This is a genomic window from Corynebacterium sp. 20-84, assembly GCF_053479455.1.
Genome location: NZ_JBRBCB010000003.1, coordinates 143,932 through 166,587, shown reverse-complemented (window position 1 = coordinate 166,587; position 22,656 = coordinate 143,932). Strand labels below are relative to the sequence as shown.

The following is a 22,656-nucleotide window of genomic DNA, read 5'->3' as shown; positions in this document are numbered from 1 at the left end:
CCTACTTCTTACCCGTCAACGCCTGCGTGATTACGTCGGCGTCGTGCTTGATCAAGTCGAGGTAGGTCGGAACCGGACCGTCTTTTTCCGAAAGGGAGTCGACGTACAGAGTGCCGCCGAAGGTGGCATCGGTTGCGTCAACTACCTGCTGCATTGGTGCGTCCGAGACCGTGGACTCGCAGAATACGGCCGGCACGTCGTTCTCCTTGACGAATTCGATGGCACGGGTGATCTGCTGCGGAGTTGCCTCATTCTCGGAGTTCACGGCCCAAATGAACCGTTCCTCCAGACCAGCGTCGCGTGCCATGTAGGAGAATGCGCCCTCGCACGTCACCAGTGCGCGATGCTGCTCAGGCAGGTTCGCCAACTCAGTGACCATGCCGTCCTGGACCTCTTGCAGCTCCTTTTTGTACTGCTCGCCGTTCTGCTTGAAGTCCTCAGCATGGTCCGGATCGAGTTCGCTGAAGGCGGTGACCATATTGTCCACGTACTTCTCCACCTCGACCGGGCTCATCCACGCGTGCGGGTTCGGTTTGCCCGCGCCCTCGTCCTCGGTGATGTCGATCGGGTCCACGCCGTCGCTGACGGTGACGTGGGGCGCGTCGACGTCCTCGACGAATTGCGCGAACCAGTTCTCCAGGTTCAGGCCGTTATCCAGAATGAGGTCGGCATCCGACGCGCGGCGGATATCAGCCGGCGTGGGCTCGTAGCCGTGGATCTCCGCCCCCGGCTTCGTCAAAGAATCCACAGTCAAGTGTTCCCCCGCGACATTCTGGGCGATGTCCTGGATCACAGTGAAAGTGGTCAGCACTTTCGGCTTTCCGCCGTCTGCACGATCCTCCTCCGGCGCGCACGCTGTGAGCGCCGCCGCGAGAATCATCGCCATCATCGCGGCTGCTGCCACGAACAGTGCTGATCGTGGCGCCTGCTTTTCCGACCGAATCATTGAGTTTTCCTTTCCTGAAAATATATTTTGCCAAGACTTTTCTACAAGTTACGCCTAGACGTACTTTTTATTCTGGCCATACTTTAGTCGGGCTTGCAGGAGAGTCAAGATGACTCGTCCGTGACATCCGCCTCACCCCGTAGACATGAAAAACGCCCGGGGATCTTTGAAGATCCACCGGGCGTTGTCGGCCGCGAAAGTGCGCAGCTAGCTGGTGAGAGTGATGTCCACCTTTTGGAAGCTCTTGATGTCGGTGTAGCCACACTTCGCCATTACACGACGCAGGCCACCGGCGAGGTTGTGGCCGCCCCACGTGCTGGTGCTCGGGCCGTGCAGAATCGTTTCCAGGCTCGGGCTACCGGTGCGGAGCTGTTTCATGACGTCCTCGGTAGCACCCGGGTCGTCGAGGCCCCAGCCGAAGCTGAAACCGCCGTCGACACGAGCGATGACACCGCGCGGGAAGCGCGGGTGCGCTGCCTGCGATTGCCAGTAGTAGCCACCTGCGGCCGCCTCGGACGCAGCGGCGAGAGGCGTGCCGAGCATGACGGCGTCGGCGCCACAGGCGACTGCACGGGCAATATCGCCACTGGTCACGATACCGCCGTCGGCGATGATGTGCACGTACCGGCCCTCGGTCTCGTCGAGGTACTCGCGGCGGGCGGCAGCGGCATCGGCGATCTGGGTCGCCATATGGGTGCCGATGCCGAGCGCGGCGTCCGAAGTCGTCGCGCCCTGGCCCACGATGATGCCGGCGGCACCGGAACGCATCAGGTGCAACGCGGTCGTGTAGTCGGCCACACCGCCGGCGATCACGGGAACGTCGAGGGAGCCGATGAACTCCTTGAGGTTGAGCGGTTCGCCGCCCTCCTGGACGTGCTCGGCGGAGATGATCTCGCCCTGGATGAACAGGATCTCTGCGCCAGCTTTGACCACGACGGGCGCGAGTTCGTGGGCGTGCTGCGGGCTCACACGGACCGCGACGGTGACACCGGAGTCGCGGACCTGGGCGATGCGCTCGGAAAGCAAGTCCTGGTCGAGCGGGGCCGCGTGGAGCTCCTGGAGTGTCTTCACCGCGCTGTCTTCAGCAGCAGTCGACTCCGGATCGACGTGATCGGCTTCGAGCGTCGCTTTGATCACCTTCGCGATCGCGCCGTCGAGGTCGGCGTGGCGGCCCCAGAGACCTTCAGCGTTGATCACGCCGAGGCCACCCTGCTTGCCCATTTCGATGACGAACTCGGGGCTCGCCAGAGCGTCCGTCGGGTGGGAAGCGAAGGGAATGTCGAACGTGTAGGCGTCGATATTCCAACTCAGGTCCACGTCCTTCGAAGAACGTGTGCGGCGGGCAGGCACGATGCTGATATCCCGCAGGTAGTACGCGCGGCGGGCCTCGCGGCCGATGCCGATCTCGACGTAATCACGCATGGTGTCTTCCTTCTTTGTCTACGTGGGAAACGTGAGCGAAAGCGCTATCTAAGCGCGGTAGTTCGGCGCCTCGACGGTCTGGGTGATGTCGTGCGGGTGGGACTCGCGCAGACCGGCAGTGGTGATCTGGACGAACTGCTTCGTCTGCAGTTCCTCGACCGAACCGGAGCCGGTGTAGCCCATTGCCGCGCGGAGTCCGCCGACGATCTGGTGGGTGATGGAATCGATCTCGCCGCGGTACGGCACGCGGCCTTCGATGCCCTCCGGCACGAGCTTGTCTTCGCTGGTGACGTCAGCCTGGAAGTAGCGGTCCTTGGAGAAGGAGCGCTTCTCCCCTGTCAGGCCGCGGCCCTGCATCGCGCCCATGGAGCCCATGCCGCGGTAGCGCTTGTACTGCTTGCCGCCGACCACGACGATGTCGCCGGGAGCCTCAGCGGTGCCGGCGAGCATCGAGCCGAGCATGACGGACGATGCGCCGGCGGCGAGAGCCTTGGCGACGTCGCCGGAGTGCTGCATGCCACCGTCGGCGATGACCGGGATGCCGGCCTTGTGGGCGGGAACGGAGGCCTCGAGGATCGCGGTGATCTGCGGGGCACCGACACCGGCAACGACGCGGGTGGTGCAGATGGAGCCAGGGCCGATGCCGACCTTGATGCCGTCGGCGCCGGCGTCGACCATGGCCTGTGCTGCCTCGCGGGTGGCCAGGTTGCCGCCGATGACGTCGATACGGTCGCCGAAGTCGCGCTGGACTCGGTTGACCATCTCGAGCACGCGGTTGTTGTGGGCGTGAGCCGAATCGACGATCAGAGCATCGACGCCAGCTTCAACCAGCAGGCCGGCGCGGTCGTAAGAGTCCTCGCCGGTACCGATACCGGCGGCGACCAGCAGACGACCCTCGGCGTCCTTGGAGGCGTTCGGGAACTGCTCCGTCTTCACGAAGTCCTTGACGGTGATCAGGCCAGTGAGCTTGCCGGCATCGTCGACAATGGGGAGCTTCTCCACCTTGTTGGAGGACAGCAGGTTCAGCGCCTCTTCCTTGGACACGCCGTCGCCAGCCACGACCAGCGGCATCGGGGTCATGACCTCGGAGACGGGGCGGTTGAAGTCCCGCTCGAAGCGCATATCACGGTTGGTGATGATGCCGGTGAGCACACCATTTTCGTCGACAACAGGCAGGCCGGAAATGCGGAAGCGGGCGCAGAGCGCGTCAACGTCGTTAAGCGTCATGTCCGGCGAGGCCGTGACGGGATCGGTGACCATGCCCGACTCCGAGCGCTTCACCACGTCCACCTGCTCAGCTTGGTCCTGCGCGGAAAGGTTGCGGTGCAGCACGCCGATGCCGCCCTGGCGCGCCATGGCGATGGCCATGCGGGATTCGGTGACCGTGTCCATTGCGGCGGAGGCGATCGGAATGCCCAGCTTGATATTGCGGCTGAAGTTCGTGGAGGTATCCACTTCGCTTGGCACGATGTGCGACTCAGCCGGCAGAAGCAGCACGTCGTCGAAGGTCAGGCCGCGGAATGCGACCTTGTTCGGATCGTCTCCGCCAGTATGGATTCGCTCGTTGGACATGATCACTCGCTCCCTTTCTCCGCTGCGCGGGACGTGCCTACGGCGCCGTTGCGCACGCCGCTGCCTGTACCCCTGTCAGCATAGTGCGTCGCGCAAATCGGGTGCCGGGTCAGGGGCGGGCAAATAAAACCGCACGAAAATTGAACTTCTCCGCCGCCGGGCCATAAGGTTGGAGACGTGAATTTTGACTCCATGATGCCGCGCGACCCGTTCGCAGACGATCCCAACGATCCCGCATCCTTCATCGAGGATGACGAAGTCGTGGAGCCGCTCAGCCCTGAAGAGCGCCAGGCGGTCCTGCGCGATCTTGCGCAGACCCGCGAGTTCAAGCTCGTGCTCGAGCCCCGCGGAATCCTCGGCATCCACTTCCTATGTGAGGACTGCGAGGAAGTCCATTATTACGACTGGGACATCATGATCACGAACATGATTGCCAGCTTGCAGGGCGAGTTGCCGCCCGTGCACGAGCCCAGCGCGGAGCCGAATCCGCGCGCGTACGTGCCGTGGGATTACGCGTTGGGCTACCTCGACGGGCTCGACGAGCGCTAGCCGAAACCGAAACTACTGGGAGGACTGCTCCGCTTGCTGCGGGGCGCCGAGCTGCTTAGTCGTCGTCGGGATCGTCGGGGTCGTCGACGTGGAGCGCGCGCTTGACGACGCCTCGCCCCCGTTCCCGCCTGACGACGGCGCCGTCTCAGTGACCGTCACCGTTTGAGTGACGGGCTCCGGAGTGACCGTGACCGTCGCCGGTTTCGCCTCCTTGGCCGGCTGCGGCTTCTCCTCCGGTTTCGGGTCATGGGTGACCGTCACCGTTGACGGCGCCTTCACGACCTGCGCTTCACCGTCATCCTCGGACTGCTTTGCACGCTCGGTGCGATCCTGGTTGAGGGAGTCCCTCAATTCATCAATAAGCAGGCGGGCCCCGGCAATATCGCCGGATTCCGTCTTGCTGTCGATCTCGTCGAGGGCGCTGGCGAATTCCACCGAATTGGTGCGCTCACCGAAGACCGACTCAGACGGACCCCCCGGTGATGAGTGGTAGAGCGCCGCGCCGGTACCTGCAACCATGACAGTCGCTGCGGCAGCGCCGACGAGGCCGGCAAGCCACGGGTTGGTGCGGAAGCTCTTCCCTTTGCCGGTCGTGGCCGCAGCATGCGAGTGGCGGCCACGCTTCGCACGACGCTGGTCGAGGGACGCTACTGCCGGGTTCTCCTCCGTCACAGCCTCGCTCGTGGAGACAGTATTTCCTTTGAAGTCCTCCCCGAACAACTCCGGGAAGTCCGCCGGGTCCGGAGCCGCCGGCATCGGCGCCTCCACCTCGTCGCGCAGCCCAAGCAGCAGGGCAGCCAATTCATCGGATCCACCTGCAGGATCTACACCGCGCGACAGATCCGTCAAGAATGCATCACTTGCCGACAGCTCATCCATGTTCGCCGTGTAATCGGCGTCGCCGGCGTTGCGGTGTCCCCCGCGGCTAGTGAATTTCGGTTCCATGGCTACCCTCCTCGCTTCTTCTCGCTCCGCTTCACCCCGGCTGTTCGTGCCGGCTCTTTCGCGGTATTCGTTCTTCTTGTTGTTGTTCTTGTTCGACGGCTTTTCGCATCGTGGCTAGCGCACGGTGCTGGGCGACACGCACCGCTCCCGCGGTACTGCCGGTGATCTCTGCTGTCTCTTCGGCGGAGAGTCCGACGAAGATGCGGAGAACCACAATCTCCCTTGCCTTCTCACTAAGCAGATCGAGCAATTCGCGCACTCTGTTACTTCCCACCTCGACCATGGCTGCATCTTCGGGGGTACTGCCGAGAAATTCCTGGTCAGGGACGTCATCAGTGGGGCTAGATTTATCGCGGGATAGCGCGCGGTGAGCATCGGTGACCTTATTGAACGCGATGCCGTACACGAATGCCATAAACGGCTTGCCCGTGTCTTTGTATTTGTGCACGGAGGTGGCCACCGCGAGGCAGATTTCCTGCGCCACGTCTTCCGCCGTGGGGGTGCGACCGCCGCTAATGCGGGCGCGGGCATAACGCAGCACCGTCGGGTGCACGATCTTGATGATCTCTTTCAGTGCGCGCTGATCGCCATTCTGCGCTAGGGGGACGAGGGAGGCGAGGCGGTCGTCGGCATCGTGTGCGGCCACGTCTCTCCTTCGCGGGTCCTCGTCGTTTACCTTGGCGGTCCTTGCATTTCCCCGTGCGCTCCCGCGCAGTCCCGGGGAACACCTGCCAGTGAATCCCTTTCGGGAAGAATCTAGTGCAGACTACGCCAGATCACCGGCATTTGGGCGAGTCCATAGTACGTCCTCGACGATGTACAGCATAAATGCGTCAGCCACGCCCTCCACCGATCCCACACCGTCACTGCACCGCATCCAATACACACCCCCAGACGTTTACATTTTTGGGACGTTTGTGACTCATGAGCCGTTGTGAGACGACGCGCGGGCGGTCACCTATAATTCACCGACCTTTAACCTGTGGCGGTTCCTACAGTTCACAGCGATGCTGCACCCGCGAAATCCCTTAGTTCAAACTGTGGGACACCTGGCAGAAACCAGTTGTTTACCCGCCCCCTGCACACTCCTATCTCGTGCTTCACAGCGCCCCGGCTTTTCAAACGGCTCATCCAGCTGCGCCGGCGCGCAAGAAGCGGTTGTTCGAAGTTCACCAGTCTGAGGAGATTTTCACTCAATGCCCACGATGTCCATGCCGCAGCAGCTGCCGGGACCGAACGCCGACTTCTGGGATTGGCAGCTCCACGGAGCTTGCCGCGGCGAGGCTTCCGATGTTTTCTACCACCCGGACGGGGAGCGTGGCCGTGCCCGCACCAACCGCGAGAACCGCGCTAAGGCGATCTGCTTCGGTTGCCCTGTCCTGGAGCAGTGCCGCGAGCATGCTCTCGCCGTCGCTGAGCCGTACGGCATCTGGGGCGGTATGAGCGAGTCCGAGCGCCAGGCTGCACTTCGCGGCACCACCAACCGTCGCGCGAAGACGAAGGTCGCCGCCGTCTAAAACTTAAGGGCTGGCTGCCCGAATAGAGAAGACCCCGCCTCCCACACCCTTCTGGAAACTGTTCCGATCTGGAGACTGTTCCAGGTGGTGTGGGAGGCGGGGTGTTTCTTCTATCGCGCTGCGCCTCGGTGAGGCGGCGAAGAGCTAGTGGCTGTGGCCGTGCTCCTCGTCGTCCTCTTCCGGCTTATCCACAACGGATGCCTCAGTGGTGAGGACCATGCGGGCGACGGATGCGGCGTTGACCACTGCGGAATGCGTGACCTTCACCGGGTCGATGATGCCCTGCTCGATGAGGTTGCCGTACTCGAGGGTGGCGGCGTTGAAGCCTTCACCGTTCGGCAGATCAGCAATCTTGGACACCACGACGGAGCCGTCGAGGCCGGCGTTTTCCGCAATCCAGAAAGCGGGCTTGGTCAGTGCGCGGGCGACTGCCAGCACGCCGACCTTCTGCTCGCCGTCGAATTCATCGGCGTAGGTCTCGAGCTGCTTCGAGATCTGCACCAGAGCGGAGCCGCCGCCGGCGATGATGCCTTCCTGCGCAGCCGCACGGGCAGCGTTGATGGCATCTTCGACGCGGAGCTTGCGCTCGTTGACCTCGGTCTCGGTCGGGGCGCCGACGCGGATGACGGCGACACCGCCGGACAGCTTGGCCAGGCGCTCTTCGGCCTTCTCCTTGTCCCAGGTGGAGTCGGTGTTCTCGATCTCGCGGCGGATCTGCTGGCGGCGGTTCTCCACTGCCTCAGCGGAGCCGGCGCCGTCGACGATGACGGTGTCGTCCTTGGTCACCGTGACGCGGCGGGCGCTGCCCAGCACGTTCAGCTCGGCGTCCTTGAGGTTGACGCCGACCTCTGGGTCGATGACCGTCGCGTTGGTCACCACTGCGAGGTCGTCCATGAAGGCCTTGCGGCGCTCGCCGAAGTACGGGGACTTCACGGCGGCGACCTTCAGGGCACCACGGATGGTGTTGACCACGAGGGTCTGCAGCGGCTCGCCCTCGATATCCTCGGCGATGATCAGCAGCGGACGGGAGGTGCCCACTGCCTTCTCCAGCAGCGGAAGGAATTCCGGCAGGGAGGAGATCTTGTTGCGCACCAGCAGGATCAGCGGCTCTTCGAGCACTGCCTGGCCGGCCTCCGGGTCAGTCATGAAGTAGGGCGACAGGAAGCCCTTCTCAAAAGAGATGCCTTCGGTGACATCCACGTAGGAGTCGATGGACTGAGATTCCTCGACGGTGAGGACACCGTCCTTGCCCACCTTGTCCATAGCGCCGGAGACCATCTCGCCGACGACCTCGTCGCGGGAGGAAACCGTGGCCACATTGGCGATCTCCTCGGAGGAGGAGACGTCGGTGGCGCGAGCCTTGAGCTCCTCAACGGTCTTCTCGGCTGCGGCGGAAATGCCCTTGTTCAGCTCGATGGGGTTGGCACCGGCTGCGACGTTGCGCAGCCCTTCGTCGATAAGCGCCTGCGCGAGCAGCGTCGCGGTGGTGGTGCCGTCGCCTGCGATGTCGTTGGTCTTGACCGCGACGGACTTGACCAGCTGCGCACCGAGGTTCTCGAAGGGGTCCTCAAGATCGATGTCGCGGGCGATGGTCACACCGTCGTTGGTGACGGTCGGGCCGCCGAAGGCCTTGTCCAGCACCACGTTGCGGCCGCGCGGGCCGAGCGTGACACGCACGGAATCGGCGAGCACGCCGACACCGCGCTGGATGCCCTCGCGGGCCTCCTGATCAAATGCAATCAGTTTTGCCATTGGGAGTCAGTTCCCCCTTCTTTACTTCTCGACGACGGCCAGCAGGTCACGAGCGGACAGAAGCAGGTACTCCTGGTCGCCGTACTTGAGCTCGGTGCCGCCGTACTTGGAGAAGATGACGGTGTCGCCTTCCTTGACGTCGACCGGAATGCGGTGCTCGCCCTCATCGTCCCAGCGGCCCGGGCCGACAGCGATGACGGTCGCTTCCTGCGGCTTCTCCTGCGCGGAGTCCGGGATGACCAGGCCGGAGGCGGTGGTGGTTTCAGCCTCGACGATCTGGACGAGGATCTTGTCCTCGAGGGGCTTGATGTTGACGTTTGCCACGGTGAAAACCTTTCTTGAAAGTTGTTCTTCTTTGCCGAGGTTTCGCGATGCGCAGCCGTCGTCGCGGGTGAACAAACTGTGCCCAAAACCTGATTAGCACTCTACCTACGTGAGTGCTAGACGACAACAAGGCCGGGCATTAACGCCCAGCCTTGTGTGATCGTCGCAGTTATTGCTGCATGAACAGCACTGTTTTAAACCTGCGGGGTGCCCAGGTTCAGCACCGCATTGCGCCAGAGCTGGTATTCCTCTTCGTTGTCCTGGCGGTAGTTGCGCACAGCGCGGATGGTGTTCTTGATCCCCTCGACAACTTCATCGTCGATGCTCTTGCCCTCGCGGCCGGTGAAGATCACCGGGCCGGAGATGGCGGTGGACGGGTCCTGCAGGAACGCAGGGTTATCGGTGGCCGCGGTGTTGCGCGCCATCGACGCGACCGGGTTCGGGTCTGCGCTTTTCTCCTTCGCCTCGGGCGAGAAGTACGCGTCGTAGGTCGGACCGTCCTGTTCGAAAGCCACCTTCACGCTCTCCTGGACGACCGGCCCAAGAAACTGATTCGCGCTGTCGATATCAAAGACGATGCGGTGGAAGGTCAGGTCGGGATTGACGAGCAGCCCGAATTTCTCGTTGTCGCTGTGGATCGCCATACTCTCATCCTTTGGTGCGTGGTCGGTAAAGGCAACGCCCCTAATCGTACGTGGTTATTGACCGGTTAGCTCGGCACCGAAGCCGGCCCCCGCCCCAGCGAGCGGGATCTCCACCTCCAGCGAGGTGTCCGTGGCGGTATCCAGGCCTGATGGTTGCGCACCCTCGTGAATCAATTGGGCGGCCAGCGCGGCGATCATGACTCCGTTGTCGGTGCACAGAGCGAAACGCGGAACGCGCAACTCAATTCCTTTGTCAGCGCAGCGCTGCTCCGCAAGCTCGCGTAGACGCGAGTTCGCGGCCACTCCGCCTCCGAGCAGCAGCGTTTGTGCGCCAGTGTCCTCGCAGGCCATGACCGCCTTAGTAGTGAGGACGTCGACGACTGCTTCCTGGAAGGACGCGCAGACGTCCTCGACGCTGATCACCTCGCCGTTGCGTTCTGCCGCTTCGACGTAGCGTGCCACCGCGGTCTTCAGTCCGGAGAAGGAGAAATCGTAGCGGTGCTCGCCACGCATGTCTTCTGCCCGGGACAAGCCGCGGGGAAAGCGGATGGCGTTCGGGTCGCCCTGCTTCGCCAGCCGGTCAATCACCGGGCCGCCGGGGTAGCCGAGTCCCAAGAGGCGGGAGACTTTGTCGTAGGCCTCGCCGGCAGCGTCGTCAAGCGTGCTGCCCAATTCCTTCATCGGGCGCCCCACGGCATCGACCTCGAGGAGCTGCGTGTGGCCACCAGAGACGAGCAACGCGATCGAGTGCGGAAGTTCCTCTCCCCCGTCGAGGTTGGCCACCGCGACATGGCCTCCTAAGTGGTTGACGCCGTAGAACGGCACGCCCCACGCCGCGGCGTACGCTTTCGCGGCCGACGCGCCGACGAGCAACGCGCCCGCCAGGCCCGGACCGACAGTTGCCGCGACAGCATCGGGCTTATCGACGCCCGCTTCGGCCAGCGCCTTCTCCATCACCTGCGGCATGGCCTCGAGGTGGGCGCGGGACGCGATCTCCGGGACGACACCACCGAAGCGCGCGTGCTGTTCCATGGAGGAGGCGACGACGTCGGCACGGATCTCCATGGCGCCGTCGGGCGACAGCTCGATGATGCCCACGCCCGTCTCGTCGCAGGAGGATTCGATCCCTAAGACGATCATGATGTGCTCCTTTCAATCGGCCCGTTGCTGCCGCCGGTCTTTTCGTTCCCGCCGCGCTCGCTAATGCTCGGCCGCATCATCGTGTATGCGTCCGCGCCGGTGGGCTGGTAATAGCCTTTGCGCACGCCGATCTGGGTGAAACCGTAGCTTTCGTACAACGCGAGCGCGGCGGTGTTGTCGGTGCGCACTTCGAGGAACATCTGGCCGTCATACATGTCCGCGGCGTTGACGAGCTGGTCCATGAGCACCCGGCCGATGCCGCGGCCCTGGTGCTCTCGCGCCACGGCGATCGTGTGCACCTCGAATTCCGGGTCTTCCGGCGGGCCGAGCTTAGCGAGCCCGGCGTAACCGATGAGCTCACTGTCGTCCCCGTCGCTGTCATCAGCACCGCCGCCGTCCTCGAACGCGCCGACATAGAAGGTGTACGGGTGGGCGAATTGCACGGCGAATACGTCTCGCGACCAGGGGGTTTCGCCCGCGAAAACGTCTGCTTCGATCGTTGCGGTCGCAGCTGCATCGGCAACGGTCAGCTCGCGCAGTTCCATCTACTCCCCCTTCGCGTCGTCCCCACCGGTGCCCGCCGGTGAACCGTTAAGGCCCGCAACGTCGGGAATCGCCGGGGATTTCGGTGTCGGCGCCGGTTCTTTCGCATCAGGTCGACGCAGGTAGAGAGGAACGAGCGGCTCAGGCTCACCCGTCAAATCGGCCACGGCCACCAGGCCTGTCGGGCGTGGCGCGACGTAGGTGATGTCAGCGGCGTGAATATCGGCGGTAAGGACCTGTTCGCGGAGGTTCTCCGGCACGCTCAGCACGTCGACTGCGTCTGCATCGTCGATGCGAAGCTCCGCAGGTGCCACGACATCTGGTCCGGCAATGCGCGCGCCGTCGCGGTAGTGCGCCCAATACACTTCGCGGCGGCGTGCATCGGTGACGACAAGGCAGGATTCCCCTGCCCCATCAGCGTGAATCAGCTGAGCCACCGCATCGTGAGTGCACACGCCATGGACGGGAATGCCGAGGGCCTGGCCGAATGCGGAGGCGGTGGCCATGCCGACGCGCAAGCCGGTGAAGGGGCCGGGGCCGCAGCCGACGACGACGGCATCGAGATCGGAAAACTCACGGCCAGCCTCGGCGAGCAGCTCCACCACGGTGGGAACGAGCAGCTCATTGTGCGAGCGCGTCGCCACCACCCGCTCGGCCAACGCCGTGGCTGATTGCGGCTGCTGCCCGTCGCGCACCTCCACCAGGCCGGCAACGAGGTCGGTGGTGGCAGTGTCGATAGCTAAGACGAGCATTCCTGACACGTCAGGCCCTTCTATTCAGCGCGGAAGCCGAAGCGCCAGATGTTGTTCTCCTGGTCCCAGTGCACCGGGTAGCCCTGGTCAGTGCTAAAGAACTGGTCGAAGTAGCTCCCGTTGCACAGATCCAGCACGTCGGACGGAACAGCATCGACGATGGAGACGCCCGCCTGCGGGTCCTCTGTCACCATCATGTAGTTCTCGCCGTTTTCAAAGGTGACCTTGTCGGCGTGCTCGCCGGCGGCCTCAAGCTTGGCGTCGATGAGTTCCTGCGGCTCATCGGAGCACACCGGGACAAATGCGGCGATCTCTTCGCCGTACACGCGGCGCAGATCGATCATCTCGGCGACGACTTCGTTGCTGTTCGTAGGCTCCATGGCCTGCAGCGTCTCGGCGAGGGAACCGGTGGCAGCCCCGTCCGGGGCAGCAGCAGCCGGAGTCGCCGAACCCGTGCTCAGCTTCGGCAGAACAAAGATCATCGCGGCGAGCGCCATGATCCACAGTGCGATGACGATTGCGAACCAGCCTTTTTGGGCACCTGTGAGCTTAAGCATGGCCACAACCCTACTCGGAAGGTGTCCACGAGATGATGCGACCCTGCGATTCGGGGTCCTCGCTTGCGCGTGTCTCGCGGTCGAGCTCCACCAGCAGATAGCGCGACGCGATCTGCTCGACGAGCCCGCCGCCCCATTCCGCCACGACGACAGAATCGGTCAGTTCCGTGTCCAGGTCGAGGGCATCGAGCTCGCCCAGCGGATCCACCGCGCCCGTGCCGCCGACGCTGTCGAGCAGCCGGTACGCGTCCACATGGACAAGCGCAGGGCGCCCGCTTATCGACGCTTTATGCTCCCGCGCAATGATGAATGTCGGGCTGGTCACCCGGCCTTTGACCCCCATGCCCCGGGCGATTCCCTGGGTGAGCGTGGTCTTTCCCGCCCCCAACGGGCCGTCCAAGATGACAACGTCGCCGGCTTCCAGCACCGCGCCGAGGCGTTCACCGAATGCTTTCGTGTCCTCGGCTGTGTCACACTCGACGGTCCCTTTTTCCGTGAACGGCGGTTTCATTGCTCCTCGCCCTTTCGCTTCTCGACGTCTTCTGCGCCCACATATTCCCTGCGCACCCTGCCATGCGGTGCGCACACCACTTCATAGTGAATCGTCCCGGCGCGGTCCGCTAGTTCAGCAGCACTCATTCCGCCAGCGCCGAAGATGACGGCCTCATCGCCGACGGCCACATTGTGCTCGTTATCCCCGAGCCAGATGATGAACTGGTCCATGCACACGCGCCCCACCTGCGGGTAGCGGACACCGCCAATGGTCACTTCCACCGCGTCCTGCCACGAGCGAGGCAGCCCATCTGCGTAGCCCACTGGGACGACGGCGGTCCAGCCGTCAGCCGGAGCAGTCCATGTCAGCCCGTAGCTGGCGCCTTCACCCTGGTTGATCCGCTTCACAGCAGTCAGGCGGGCGGACCAGGTCATGGCGGGGGTGAGCAAGGCGGCGTCGATAAGCGTCGCGCTCTTTTCTGCGACGGGGTTGAGGCCGTACAACGCGACCCCCGCGCGGACCTGCTCGTACGCGAATGCTGCACTGGTGAGCGTACCCGGCGAATTAGCGAGGTGGTTGCGCGTTGCGGCGAACCCCGCATTGCGGGCTGCAGCGATCGCGCGGTCGAACGCGGCGTGCTGCTTCATGTTGTAGGGATGTTCCGGCTCGTCCGCGCACGCGAGATGCGACATCACGCCCACGATATTGAGCCCCGCTTTACGCGCCTGAGCGAACGCGCGCTCCCAGTCTTCCTCATCGAGCCCCGAGCGGTTCATGCCCGTGTCCACCATGATGTGTACCGATGTATCGACGGGATGCTCAATAAGCCACGCGAGGTGCTCCATGCCCGGGACAGCGATCTCGACCCCCTCAGGGATCTCCTCCCCCGGCTCCCACAACCACGCGAGGACCGGCTTGTCGGTGAGCCCGCGCACGCGCCGCGCTTCATCGAATGTGGCCACCCCGAATGCGTCCGCGCCTGCCTGATCCATGATGGGAACGACGTGCTGCGCACCGTGGTTGTACGCATCAGCCTTGACCACGCACATCAAGCGCGCGTTGCCCAGCTGCTCTTTGATGAGGCGCGTGTTGTGCGCGATCGCGCCCAGATCAATGCGCACGACAGAAGAACTCATGGGAAATATTGTGCCACTGCGCGAGCTAGACCATGTGGATGGTGCCCAACACGACGAGCAGCAGCGCGACCGCCCACGTGGCGCCGAGCGAGACCTTCTCCGAGTTCTCGCGCGCGGCGGCGAATACGCGGCCTGCCGGACTCTGCGGCGCGCGGCGCACCCACCCGACAGCGAGCGCGCACAGCGTGGGCAAGCTGAGCGCGATCGTGGCGTAGAGCACGAGGAAGGCATAGCGCACCGCCACATCCACCCCGGCCGCCGACAGCACAGCCAGTCCACCGTAGAACGGCACCGATGTCGCCGACTGGATCAGGCCGAGCACGAAACCGACCACGACAGTCTTCGCCGACGGTGTCTTCAGCGGCTCCAAAATGCGGTTGACCAGGCCTGAATTATCCCCACCGCGAAGCGCCAGCAGGCCAGTGAGAATGCCGGTGGCGATGAGCAGAATGCCGAAAATCGGCCCTTCGACAAAGCGCTGGACCACATCCCCCAGCCCATCGAAGACGACGAGCATGAGGAAGGCCAGCGCGGCCACGCCGCACCAGTCACCCGCAACCAGCAACGCCGTGGTCTTCGCGTACCTGCGGCTGCCCCGGGGCACCATCACGCCGACAGCGACGATCACACCGATCAACAGCAAGTTGATCGAATCGACGAATGCGAACTGGACGGCGTGCAGCATTCCGGGACGTGGCTACCTGTTCTGGTTGTGCGGAGTTGTGCTGTGAGGGCTGGTTTATTCGACGGTGACCGACTTGGCCAGGTTGCGCGGCTTGTCGATGTCCTCGTTGCCGCACTGCTCCGCGATGAACGCGGCCAGGAACTGCAGCGGGACAGTAGCCAGAAGCGGCTGCATGATCGTCGGCGACTGCGGGATGCGCAGCAGCCAGTTCGCGTACGGCTCCACGGCGGTGTCGCCTTCTTCCGCGATGACGATCGTCTTTGCGCCGCGGGCGCGGATCTCCTGGATATTGGAGACGATCTTGGAGTGCAGCTGGGACACGCCACGCGGGCTCGGCACGATCACCACGACCGGCAGGTCGTCCTCGATCAGTGCGATCGGGCCGTGCTTGAGCTCGCCGGCGGCGAAGCCTTCAGCGTGAATGTACGCCAGCTCCTTGAGCTTCAGCGCACCCTCGAGCGCGATCGGGAAGCCCACGCCGCGGCCCAGGAAGAGCATCGTCTTCACTGCGCCGAGGGTCTCCGCGATATTTCCGCACTCCTCGTGGTTGGCCAGCGCCTGCTCGACCTTCTCCGGGATAGCTTCCAGCTCGTCCCAGATCGCTTCGATCTCATCCGGGTACTTCGTGCCCTTTGCCTGCGCGAGCGCCAGGCCGACGATGTAGTTCGCCGCCACCTGCGCCAAAAATGCCTTCGTGGAAGCCACACCGATCTCCGGGCCGGCGTGGGTGTAGAGCACCGCATCCGATTCACGCGGAATCTGGGAGCCGTTGGTGTTGCACACCGCGAGCACCTTCGCGCCCTGTGTCTTGGCGTGGCGGACTGCCTCGAGGGTGTCAGCGGTCTCGCCCGACTGGGAGATCGCCAGCACCAGCGTGCGCTCATCCAGCACCGGGTCACGGTAGCGGAACTCGGACGCCACCTCGATCTGCACCGGGATGCGCACCCAGTGCTCGATCGCGTACTTCGCCGCCAGACCGGAGTGGTAGGCAGATCCGCAGGCGACCACGAAGACTTGGTCGAAAGCCTTCAGCTCTGCTTCGGAAATCGAGTTCTCGTCCAGCACGATGCGCTGGCCGTCCCAGTGGCCGGCGAGCGTGTCGCGCACAGCGGCCGGCTGCTCGTAGATCTCCTTCATCATGAAGGAGTCGTAGCCGCCCTTCTCAGCTGCCTCGAGATCCCAGTCGATGGTGAACGGCTTGCCGGCGCCCGGGGTGCCGTCGAAATTCAGGACCTTGTACTCGTCGGCGGTGATCACCACGACCGAGTCGGACTCCAGCTCGACCGCGTCCTTCGTGTACTCGATGAACGCAGCGACATCGGAACCGAGGAACATCTCGCCCTCGCCGACGCCCACCATCAGCGGGGTGGATCGACGCGCGGCGATGATCTTCTCCGGGTGGTCAGCATGGGTGAACAGCAAGGTGAACGCACCCTCGAGGCGGTTCAGGACCTTGAGCGCCGATGCTTCGAAATCGCCCTTGGTGGAGCCGTCATCCACACCGTTGTAGGCGCGTGCGACGAGGTGCGCCGCGACCTCGGAGTCCGTGTCGGAGACCAGCTCGATGCCCTCGCGCTCGAGCTCAGCGCGCAGCGGCGCGAAATTCTCGATGATGCCGTTGTGGACGATCGCCGCACGGCCGTCGAACGACAGGTGCGGGTGCGCATTCTCATCCGTCGGACGGCCGTGGGTGGCCCAGCGCGTGTGGCCGATCGCAGTCGTGCCGCTCAGCGAACCCTCGCCGAGCTCAGCGATCTTGTCTTCCAAGTTCTGCAGCTTGCCTGCACGTTTAGCGACGTTGAGCTCTCCCCCGCCCGCTACTGCGATGCCTGCCGAGTCGTACCCGCGGTACTCCATCCGGCGAAGCGCCTCCAGTGCGATCGGCAAGCCCTGCTGGTTACCTACGTATCCCACGATTCCACACATGCGGACAAGGATAATGCATGCGGCAAAGACGCTCCGCACTAACAGCGCTCCGCTGCCCGCAACGTGCTGATCTGCCGCACCCGCGCACGTCGATGCAGTATCCTGTTCTTCGTGTCTGCGAAGTTGAAGAAGCTCAGCGAATTATCCAAGCGTGGCCCTCACCGGGTCATGGAAGGCGACCTTGGCTACACCGGCCTGCCTGGCAAGGTGTACGTCCCCGCCGACGGGAAGGCAGTCCCCGGCGTCGCTTTCGGCCACGATTGGATGAAGAGCGCCAAAGATTATGAGAAGACCCTGCGCCACCTGGCTAGCTGGGGCATTGCCGTGGCTGCTCCCGACACGGAGTGCGGCTTCAAGCCGAACCACGCCGGTTTCGCCGCCGACCTGGAGACGGCTCTGCAGATCCTCGGTGGCGTGAAGCTGGGCAACGGCAACACCACCGTCAGCCCGGGCAAGCTCGGCGTGATCGGCCACGGCATGGGCGGCGGTTGCGCAGTCCTCGCGTCCGTGAACAACGAAAAGGTCAAGGCCGTCGCCCCGATCTACCCGGCCTCGGTCGCCCCGTCTGCGGATAACGCTGCCCGTTCCTTGTTCCTGCCCGGCCTGATCATCGGCCCCGATGAGGACGCGGACGCAATCTTCGACCCGGGCAACCCGGCCAAGCTGGCCTTCAACTGGTCCGGCCCGGTCGCCTACCGCACTGTCGAGGATGGCAACCAGAAGTCCTTCAGCGAAGACGGCTTCAAGAAGCTCCTGCTCGGTCAGGGCCGTTCCAAGGCCAGCGTCCAGGAGACCGTCCGCGGCCTGGTCACCGGCTTCCTGCTGCACCAGCTGGACGGCGACAAGACCTACTCCGCTTATTCGGAGATGGATGCTGCCGGCAAGGGTGTCGAGTCCGTCTTCGGCAAAGAGCTCGCTGACCGCGCGGATTTCGCCCGCGGCGATGTGAAGAGCATCTTCTAGCTGAAGAGCACCCTCTAACGTCCGCCTGCGCTGCCCTTAGGCGCGCCGCTGCTCCGTCGGCCCTTCTTTCCGGAGCACTCCCTGCACCCGCCCGTGCCTGGCCCCGCGGTATGTTCCGCGCGGTGTCTGCACGGGCGGTTTTTGCACGTTCATCTCCCTGGCCAGCGCCTGCTGGCGCGCCGATTGCTCCATTTGCCGCTGGCTTTCTTTGAGCACCCGCTCGAATTCAAGCATGCGCCGCGCCGTACGGTCTTTGAACTGTTCCGCGAACTGCTGAAAATCCATTACCATCCCCCTGTCTTACGTGCCCGGTGGCCCTCGCCTGCCTGTTCAGGATGCGCCTTCTCCGTCGGCGCATCCGCCGGTTCCTCCACAACTGGCGCCTCCACCTGCATCTCCTGCTGCTCCGGCACCGCTTCCGCGCCGCTGGCTGCAGCCGCTTCCATCAATGCCTTCTTCGGCGGTGGCGACGGTTCTTTCACCTCAGCCAACTCAGGCGGCGGCGGGATTGTCCCCTCCGGGCACTCGGGCTGCTCCTGTACTGGCTCCGGTTTCTCCTCCGGACAGTCCGGCTCGGGTTTCGGCTCCGGTTCCGGTTTCTCCTCTGGACAATCCGGTTCCGGTTCCGGCTCAGGTTCTGGCTCCGGGCAATCCACGACTGGCTCGACTGGGCACTCGATCTGCGCCAGGCACTCTGCAACTGATTGGCCGAAAGCTTCGAGTCCGGCGATGACGTGCTGGACCACGCAGTCGCCTGCGGGGCCGATAGGCGGGACTGCCGGTGGGGCGGGAACGAGCGAGCTCGGGCACTGGGCAGGGACCGTCTGCGCTACCGGCGTCTGCTGGAGAGTGCCGTCCGCGCCCAAGGTGACATCGACGTCAACATTGACGTTGATATTCACGCCAGCATCGAGCCCCGCGGCCGCAGGAACAGTCACCTGCGAAAGAGCTGGCGCGTCAGCTACAGGTTCAGGTAGTTCAGCTGGCCGTGGCGCCTGTTCCGGCGGGCACTCGGCAACCGGAGGTGCGGGAACGGGTTCCGGGGCAGGGTGCGCAGGCGGTGCCGGCGGACAGGCCTCCGGCACCGGCGCGGGCGTAGGCGGGCATTCGCCAGAAGGCGTGTACTGCTTGGTGGCGGGCGGGGTGGTTGCACCAGCGCCGTCGCAAAGCTGCTCCAACCCGTCGTAGCACTGATCAATCGAATCATTGCGATCATCGACGGTGCCCTCAATGCACACCAAGCCCTCCAGAATCGGGGCGAGGACGGTGGAGCCGAGCGCCACCAATGGGCAATCCTTCAGGGCGGCAAGCAGATCGAGAATCACATCAATCGTCGCCTGTATGCCGCAATCGGCTGACTCATCGATGTCCTTGACGGAATCGGCACAGTCGCAGGACTGCTGGTGGAGATCATCCAGTACATCAGAATGCGTGCCCTGCTCCCCATCCAGGTCATTCTCATGGCTGGCCACACCGACGCTGCACAGCCACTCCTCCGCCCCGGAGGCCAACTCCGTCAGCATGGGCACGGCAGCGAGAACACCGACGATGCCCACGAGACTCCCCGGCGAGGAAGCGGCACACGCCGGCTTAGGGTTCAGCGATTCCACCTGCGGCGGAACGGACGCGATGTCCATCCCATTCGTCTTGTCGATCTTCGCGGAAATGGACGAGACCTTCTGCCCCACAAACTCCACATCCGTGAGCGGGACTCCCGGTAGTACGGCTACGGTGCGTGCAATCTCCCCCAGACCTTCTTTGAGCTTCGCATTAGACATCCTGGTTGAACCCCGCAGCATTCTCGCGGTCAACCCCGTCCACATCCGCGGCCAACCGCAACATCTCCTCAAACTGGTTGACGCGTGCGCGCAGGCGGTCCACCGTCCGGTCATAGACACGGTCCACCGCCGAGGAAATCCTGTCCCCGCGATCCGAGAACCCCTCCCCGAACACACCGCTGTCCACCGACGGTTTCGCTCGCTCTAGACGGTCAATCGCCTCGTTATAACTGTTTATCCTCGTTACCAATACTTCCCGGAGCTCGTCCGGTTCTAGGTGCAACTGCTCGGCCACACTCATCACTCCCCCAGCGTGGTTGAAGCCGCAAAAAAGCGGCAGCCTTCATCTTCCACAGACTTAGACTGCCGCTAGGCCGGTTCGGTTCCCTCGAACCGAAAATTTGTTTACACCGCTGCGACCACCGCGGCCAAACGGCCCGCGACCTTGCGGGCGTGCTCCTCCTCGGAGGCTTCCACCATGACGCGGAACAGATCCTCCGTGCCGGACGGGCGCAGCAGCACACGGCCACCCGTGCCCAGCTCCTCTTCTGCTTCAGCGATAGCGTCCTTGACCTCCTGGCTTTCCAGAATGCGGGACTTATCGGAAACAGGAACGTTGATGAGCACCTGTGGCAGCACCGTCATCACGCTCGCAAGCTCCTGCAGGGTCTTGCCCGTCTCCGCCATGCGCTCCATGATGAGCAGGCCGGACAGGGTTCCGTCGCCCGTCGTCGCACGCGCGGGCACCACGATGTGACCAGACTGTTCGCCGCCGAGCGAGAAATCGCCCGCATTGAGCTCCTCGAGCACGTAGCGGTCGCCGACCTTCGTCTCACGCATGGCGATGCCCTCTCGCTGCATGGCAATCTTCAGGCCAAGGTTGCTCATCACAGTCGCCACCAGCGTATTTTCGCGTAACGACGACTTCTCCTTCATCCCCAGCGCCAGCACGGCCATAATCTGGTCGCCGTCGACCACATTGCCCTCTGCATCAACGGCCAGGCACCGGTCGGCGTCACCGTCATGAGCCAAGCCCAGATCCGCGCCGTGCTCCAGGACAGCCTTCTGGACCTGGTCGATGTGGGTGGAGCCGGAGTTGTCGTTGATGTTGTACGCATTCGGCTCGTTGAAGATCGCCACGACCTCAGCGCCCGCCGCGGCGTACGCTTCCGGAGCGATTTTCGATGCCGCACCGTTCGCGCAATCCACCACGACCTTGATGCCTGACAGCGATGTCGTCATCGACTCCGCCAGGTGCTCGAGGTAACGCACGTGCGCATCAGGCGACTCCTCGATAATGCGGCCGATTCCGGTGCCCGTCGGACCACCGGGTTCCAGGTTCTCCATGGCGCGCTCGATCTCATCTTCCACTGCGTCGGCGAGCTTCTTGCCTCCGGCGGAGAAGAACTTGATGCCGTTATCCGGCATCGGGTTGTGCGATGCGGAGATCATCACACCGATATCGGCACCGTAATCGTCGGTGAGAAACGCCAGACCCGGTGTCGGAATCACGCCCACACGCAGCACGTCCACCCCCTTCGACGCCATTCCGGCCGCCATTGCCGCGGCGAGCATCTCGCCGGACACACGCGGGTCACGCCCAATGATCGCGGTGGGCCGCCGCTGCTCCGAACGCTTATTCTGCGTCAGCACCGTCGCCGCTGCCTGCCCCAATTTCAGGGCGAGCGGCGCCGTCAGCGCTTCGTTAGCGAGCCCACGAACACCGTCAGTACCAAACAGTCGAGTCATAAAAGATAATTATGCCGTACACGCTGTGTTTCGCTCGGTGAGGGTTTTCATCCCGTTCTCAAGAGCCGACTGCGTGGGTCGGAGCGTCGATAAGCTGCTTTTCTTTCGCCCCCCTGAAAAGCAGAACGCCGCCGCCCCGACATGCGGGAGCAGCGGCGTAAAGCCTGCGTACAGCAGCGATTAACGCTTGGAGTACTGCGGTGCGCGACGGGCCTTGTGCAGACCAGCCTTCTTGCGCTCCACGGCACGAGCGTCACGGGTGAGGTAACCGGCCTTCTTAAGGGTCGGGCGCTCAGCCGGGTTGTAGATGTTCAGCGCGCGGGCGATAGCCAGACGCAGTGCGCCAGCCTGGCCGGTCGGGCCGCCGCCGCCGATGTTCGCCTTGATGTCGAACTGGTTCTCACGCTCGAGCAGCGTCAGCGGGGACAGGATGTCCTGCTGGTGCAGCTTGTTCGGGAAGTAGTCCTCGAGGTCGCGGCCGTTGACGGTGATCTTGCCCTCGCCCTCGACGACGGTCACGCGTGCGATGGCGCGCTTACGACGACCGACGGTCTGGATCGGACCCTCGTGGTAAACGGGAGCCTCGACGACCTCGTCCTGGGAGTCGTCCTCGCCAGCGACTGCGTCACCGATGGTGTAGTTGAACTCCTCGGTGGCAGCGGTAGCCGCATCGATATCGGTCTGGGTAGCCTCGACGCCCTCAGTCTGGTCAGCGGCGTTCGTGGTCTCTTCGGTGATGTTGTTCGGCTCGGTCATTACTGCGCCACCTGCTTAAACTCGAAGTTCTCGGGCTTCTGCGACTCGTGCGGGTGCTCGGAGCCGGTGTAAACGTGAAGCTTCTTAATGGACTGACGGGAGAGGCGGTTGTGCGGCATCATGCCCTTCACAGCCTCTTCGATCACGCGGTCCGGACGCTCGTCGAGAGCACGGCCCAGGGTGATGGACTTCAGACCACCCGGGTAACCGGAGTGGCGGTAGCGCATCTCGCGCTCGCGCTTGTTGGACGAAATGTGGACCTTATCGGCATTGATGACAATGACGTGGTCGCCGGTGTCAGCGTTCGGCGCGTACTGCGGCTTGTGCTTACCGCGCAGCAGGTCTGCGACGGTGGAAGCAAGCTTGCCCAGCACCACGTCGGTAGCGTCGACGACGTACCACTTGCGGGTAATGTCACCGCTCTTCGGGTGGTAGGTAGACATGTTTGACTCCTTGAAGTCTTTATCTAGAGGCTGCCGGCCATGGTGCGCTCAACCTTGCCCTCCC

25 protein-coding genes are annotated in these 22,656 nt (G+C 63.8%); 3 read left to right on the top strand and 22 right to left on the bottom strand.

The annotated features are described in order from the left end of the window. Position 1 precedes the first annotated feature (1 nt). The 3 genes from ACUY2Y_RS03465 to guaB all read right to left on the bottom strand — a co-directional run bounded on the left by ACUY2Y_RS03465 (position 2) and on the right by guaB (position 3,940). Complete coding sequence (locus ACUY2Y_RS03465; protein WP_232745304.1) at positions 2 to 880, bottom strand: metal ABC transporter substrate-binding protein; 879 nt, start codon at positions 878 to 880, stop codon at positions 2 to 4. A gap of 273 nt (positions 881 to 1,153) precedes the next feature. Further along, entirely contained in the window at positions 1,154 to 2,368 is a 1,215-nt protein-coding gene (locus tag ACUY2Y_RS03460) for a GuaB3 family IMP dehydrogenase-related protein (RefSeq protein WP_448324814.1), read from the bottom strand. A gap of 48 nt (positions 2,369 to 2,416) precedes the next feature. After that, positions 2,417 to 3,940: an IMP dehydrogenase gene (gene guaB / locus ACUY2Y_RS03455; RefSeq protein WP_448324813.1), complete on the bottom strand. Its 1,524-nt coding sequence runs from the start codon at positions 3,938 to 3,940 to the stop codon at positions 2,417 to 2,419. A 177-nt stretch (positions 3,941 to 4,117) separates the two neighbouring features. Here guaB and ACUY2Y_RS03450 point away from each other — a divergent pair, with 177 nt between their 5' ends. Further along, on the top strand, positions 4,118 to 4,489 hold the full coding sequence (locus tag ACUY2Y_RS03450; protein WP_259900255.1) for a DUF5319 domain-containing protein: 372 nt from the start codon (positions 4,118 to 4,120) through the stop codon (positions 4,487 to 4,489). Positions 4,490 to 4,501: 12 nt separating this feature from the next. Here the strand turns inward: ACUY2Y_RS03450 and ACUY2Y_RS03445 are convergent, their stop codons facing one another. Both ACUY2Y_RS03445 and ACUY2Y_RS03440 read right to left on the bottom strand, forming a co-directional pair. Then, entirely contained in the window at positions 4,502 to 5,434 is a 933-nt protein-coding gene (locus ACUY2Y_RS03445) for a hypothetical protein (RefSeq protein WP_448324812.1), read from the bottom strand. A gap of 31 nt (positions 5,435 to 5,465) precedes the next feature. Continuing rightward, positions 5,466 to 6,080, bottom strand: a complete 615-nt coding sequence (locus ACUY2Y_RS03440; protein ID WP_448324811.1) for a sigma-70 family RNA polymerase sigma factor — start codon at positions 6,078 to 6,080, stop codon at positions 5,466 to 5,468. A 559-nt stretch (positions 6,081 to 6,639) separates the two neighbouring features. On the opposite strand from ACUY2Y_RS03440, the gene ACUY2Y_RS03435 reads away from it, so the two are divergent. Continuing rightward, positions 6,640 to 6,951 (top strand): WhiB family transcriptional regulator, encoded by a 312-nt coding sequence (locus ACUY2Y_RS03435; protein ID WP_259900421.1) that lies wholly within the window; start codon positions 6,640 to 6,642, stop codon positions 6,949 to 6,951. 144 nt (positions 6,952 to 7,095) lie between these two features. Here ACUY2Y_RS03435 and groL read toward each other — a convergent pair whose 3' ends face one another. From groL to glmS, 11 genes are all read right to left on the bottom strand, one after another. Then, positions 7,096 to 8,703 carry a chaperonin GroEL gene (gene groL / locus ACUY2Y_RS03430; RefSeq protein ID WP_448324810.1) on the bottom strand — a complete coding sequence of 536 codons (1,608 nt, stop codon included), beginning with the start codon at positions 8,701 to 8,703 and terminating at the stop codon, positions 7,096 to 7,098. A gap of 21 nt (positions 8,704 to 8,724) precedes the next feature. Beyond that, positions 8,725 to 9,027, bottom strand: coding sequence for a co-chaperone GroES (gene groES, locus ACUY2Y_RS03425; RefSeq protein ID WP_076599172.1), 303 nt, complete (start codon positions 9,025 to 9,027; stop codon positions 8,725 to 8,727). A gap of 194 nt (positions 9,028 to 9,221) precedes the next feature. Beyond that, positions 9,222 to 9,671 (bottom strand): hypothetical protein, encoded by a 450-nt coding sequence (locus ACUY2Y_RS03420; RefSeq protein ID WP_259900259.1) that lies wholly within the window; start codon positions 9,669 to 9,671, stop codon positions 9,222 to 9,224. A 54-nt stretch (positions 9,672 to 9,725) separates the two neighbouring features. Next, positions 9,726 to 10,811 (bottom strand): tRNA (adenosine(37)-N6)-threonylcarbamoyltransferase complex transferase subunit TsaD, encoded by a 1,086-nt coding sequence (gene tsaD, locus ACUY2Y_RS03415; RefSeq protein ID WP_448324809.1) that lies wholly within the window; start codon positions 10,809 to 10,811, stop codon positions 9,726 to 9,728. Then, positions 10,808 to 11,356, bottom strand: a complete 549-nt coding sequence (gene rimI, locus ACUY2Y_RS03410) for a ribosomal protein S18-alanine N-acetyltransferase (RefSeq protein WP_448324808.1) — start codon at positions 11,354 to 11,356, stop codon at positions 10,808 to 10,810. The genes tsaD and rimI overlap by 4 nt, the downstream gene beginning before the upstream one ends. Next, the gene (gene tsaB / locus ACUY2Y_RS03405; RefSeq protein WP_448324865.1) at positions 11,357 to 12,106 is read right to left on the bottom strand and encodes a tRNA (adenosine(37)-N6)-threonylcarbamoyltransferase complex dimerization subunit type 1 TsaB; all 750 of its coding nucleotides are present in this window, start codon (positions 12,104 to 12,106) and stop codon (positions 11,357 to 11,359) included. A gap of 20 nt (positions 12,107 to 12,126) precedes the next feature. Beyond that, positions 12,127 to 12,663 (bottom strand): hypothetical protein, encoded by a 537-nt coding sequence (locus tag ACUY2Y_RS03400; RefSeq protein ID WP_448324807.1) that lies wholly within the window; start codon positions 12,661 to 12,663, stop codon positions 12,127 to 12,129. Positions 12,664 to 12,673: 10 nt separating this feature from the next. Beyond that, on the bottom strand, positions 12,674 to 13,174 hold the full coding sequence (gene tsaE, locus ACUY2Y_RS03395) for a tRNA (adenosine(37)-N6)-threonylcarbamoyltransferase complex ATPase subunit type 1 TsaE (RefSeq protein WP_448324806.1): 501 nt from the start codon (positions 13,172 to 13,174) through the stop codon (positions 12,674 to 12,676). Next, entirely contained in the window at positions 13,171 to 14,292 is a 1,122-nt protein-coding gene (alr, locus tag ACUY2Y_RS03390) for an alanine racemase (protein ID WP_448324805.1), read from the bottom strand. The genes tsaE and alr overlap by 4 nt, the downstream gene beginning before the upstream one ends. Positions 14,293 to 14,317: 25 nt before the next feature. After that, complete coding sequence (locus ACUY2Y_RS03385) at positions 14,318 to 14,977, bottom strand: hypothetical protein (protein WP_448324804.1); 660 nt, start codon at positions 14,975 to 14,977, stop codon at positions 14,318 to 14,320. A 54-nt stretch (positions 14,978 to 15,031) separates the two neighbouring features. Continuing rightward, positions 15,032 to 16,903 (bottom strand): glutamine--fructose-6-phosphate transaminase (isomerizing), encoded by a 1,872-nt coding sequence (gene glmS, locus ACUY2Y_RS03380; protein ID WP_448324803.1) that lies wholly within the window; start codon positions 16,901 to 16,903, stop codon positions 15,032 to 15,034. Between the two features lie 111 nt (positions 16,904 to 17,014). Here glmS and ACUY2Y_RS03375 point away from each other — a divergent pair, with 111 nt between their 5' ends. Continuing rightward, positions 17,015 to 17,866 carry a poly(ethylene terephthalate) hydrolase family protein gene (locus tag ACUY2Y_RS03375; protein WP_448324802.1) on the top strand — a complete coding sequence of 284 codons (852 nt, stop codon included), beginning with the start codon at positions 17,015 to 17,017 and terminating at the stop codon, positions 17,864 to 17,866. A 36-nt stretch (positions 17,867 to 17,902) separates the two neighbouring features. Here ACUY2Y_RS03375 and ACUY2Y_RS03370 read toward each other — a convergent pair whose 3' ends face one another. The 6 genes from ACUY2Y_RS03370 to rplM all read right to left on the bottom strand — a co-directional run bounded on the left by ACUY2Y_RS03370 (position 17,903) and on the right by rplM (position 22,592). Further along, positions 17,903 to 18,151, bottom strand: coding sequence for a hypothetical protein (locus ACUY2Y_RS03370; protein WP_210573876.1), 249 nt, complete (start codon positions 18,149 to 18,151; stop codon positions 17,903 to 17,905). Beyond that, positions 18,151 to 19,644, bottom strand: a complete 1,494-nt coding sequence (locus ACUY2Y_RS03365; RefSeq protein ID WP_448324801.1) for a hypothetical protein — start codon at positions 19,642 to 19,644, stop codon at positions 18,151 to 18,153. The genes ACUY2Y_RS03370 and ACUY2Y_RS03365 overlap by 1 nt, the downstream gene beginning before the upstream one ends. Further along, the gene (locus ACUY2Y_RS03360; protein WP_448324800.1) at positions 19,637 to 19,939 is read right to left on the bottom strand and encodes a hypothetical protein; all 303 of its coding nucleotides are present in this window, start codon (positions 19,937 to 19,939) and stop codon (positions 19,637 to 19,639) included. The genes ACUY2Y_RS03365 and ACUY2Y_RS03360 overlap by 8 nt, the downstream gene beginning before the upstream one ends. 110 nt (positions 19,940 to 20,049) lie before the next feature. Further along, positions 20,050 to 21,393 carry a phosphoglucosamine mutase gene (gene glmM / locus ACUY2Y_RS03355; protein ID WP_448324799.1) on the bottom strand — a complete coding sequence of 448 codons (1,344 nt, stop codon included), beginning with the start codon at positions 21,391 to 21,393 and terminating at the stop codon, positions 20,050 to 20,052. Positions 21,394 to 21,573: 180 nt separating this feature from the next. Next, positions 21,574 to 22,149: a 30S ribosomal protein S9 gene (gene rpsI / locus ACUY2Y_RS03350; RefSeq protein WP_246875023.1), complete on the bottom strand. Its 576-nt coding sequence runs from the start codon at positions 22,147 to 22,149 to the stop codon at positions 21,574 to 21,576. Beyond that, complete coding sequence (gene rplM, locus ACUY2Y_RS03345; RefSeq protein ID WP_210573880.1) at positions 22,149 to 22,592, bottom strand: 50S ribosomal protein L13; 444 nt, start codon at positions 22,590 to 22,592, stop codon at positions 22,149 to 22,151. Before rplM ends, rpsI begins: the two co-directional genes overlap by 1 nt. Between the last annotated feature and the right edge of the window lie 64 nt (positions 22,593 to 22,656).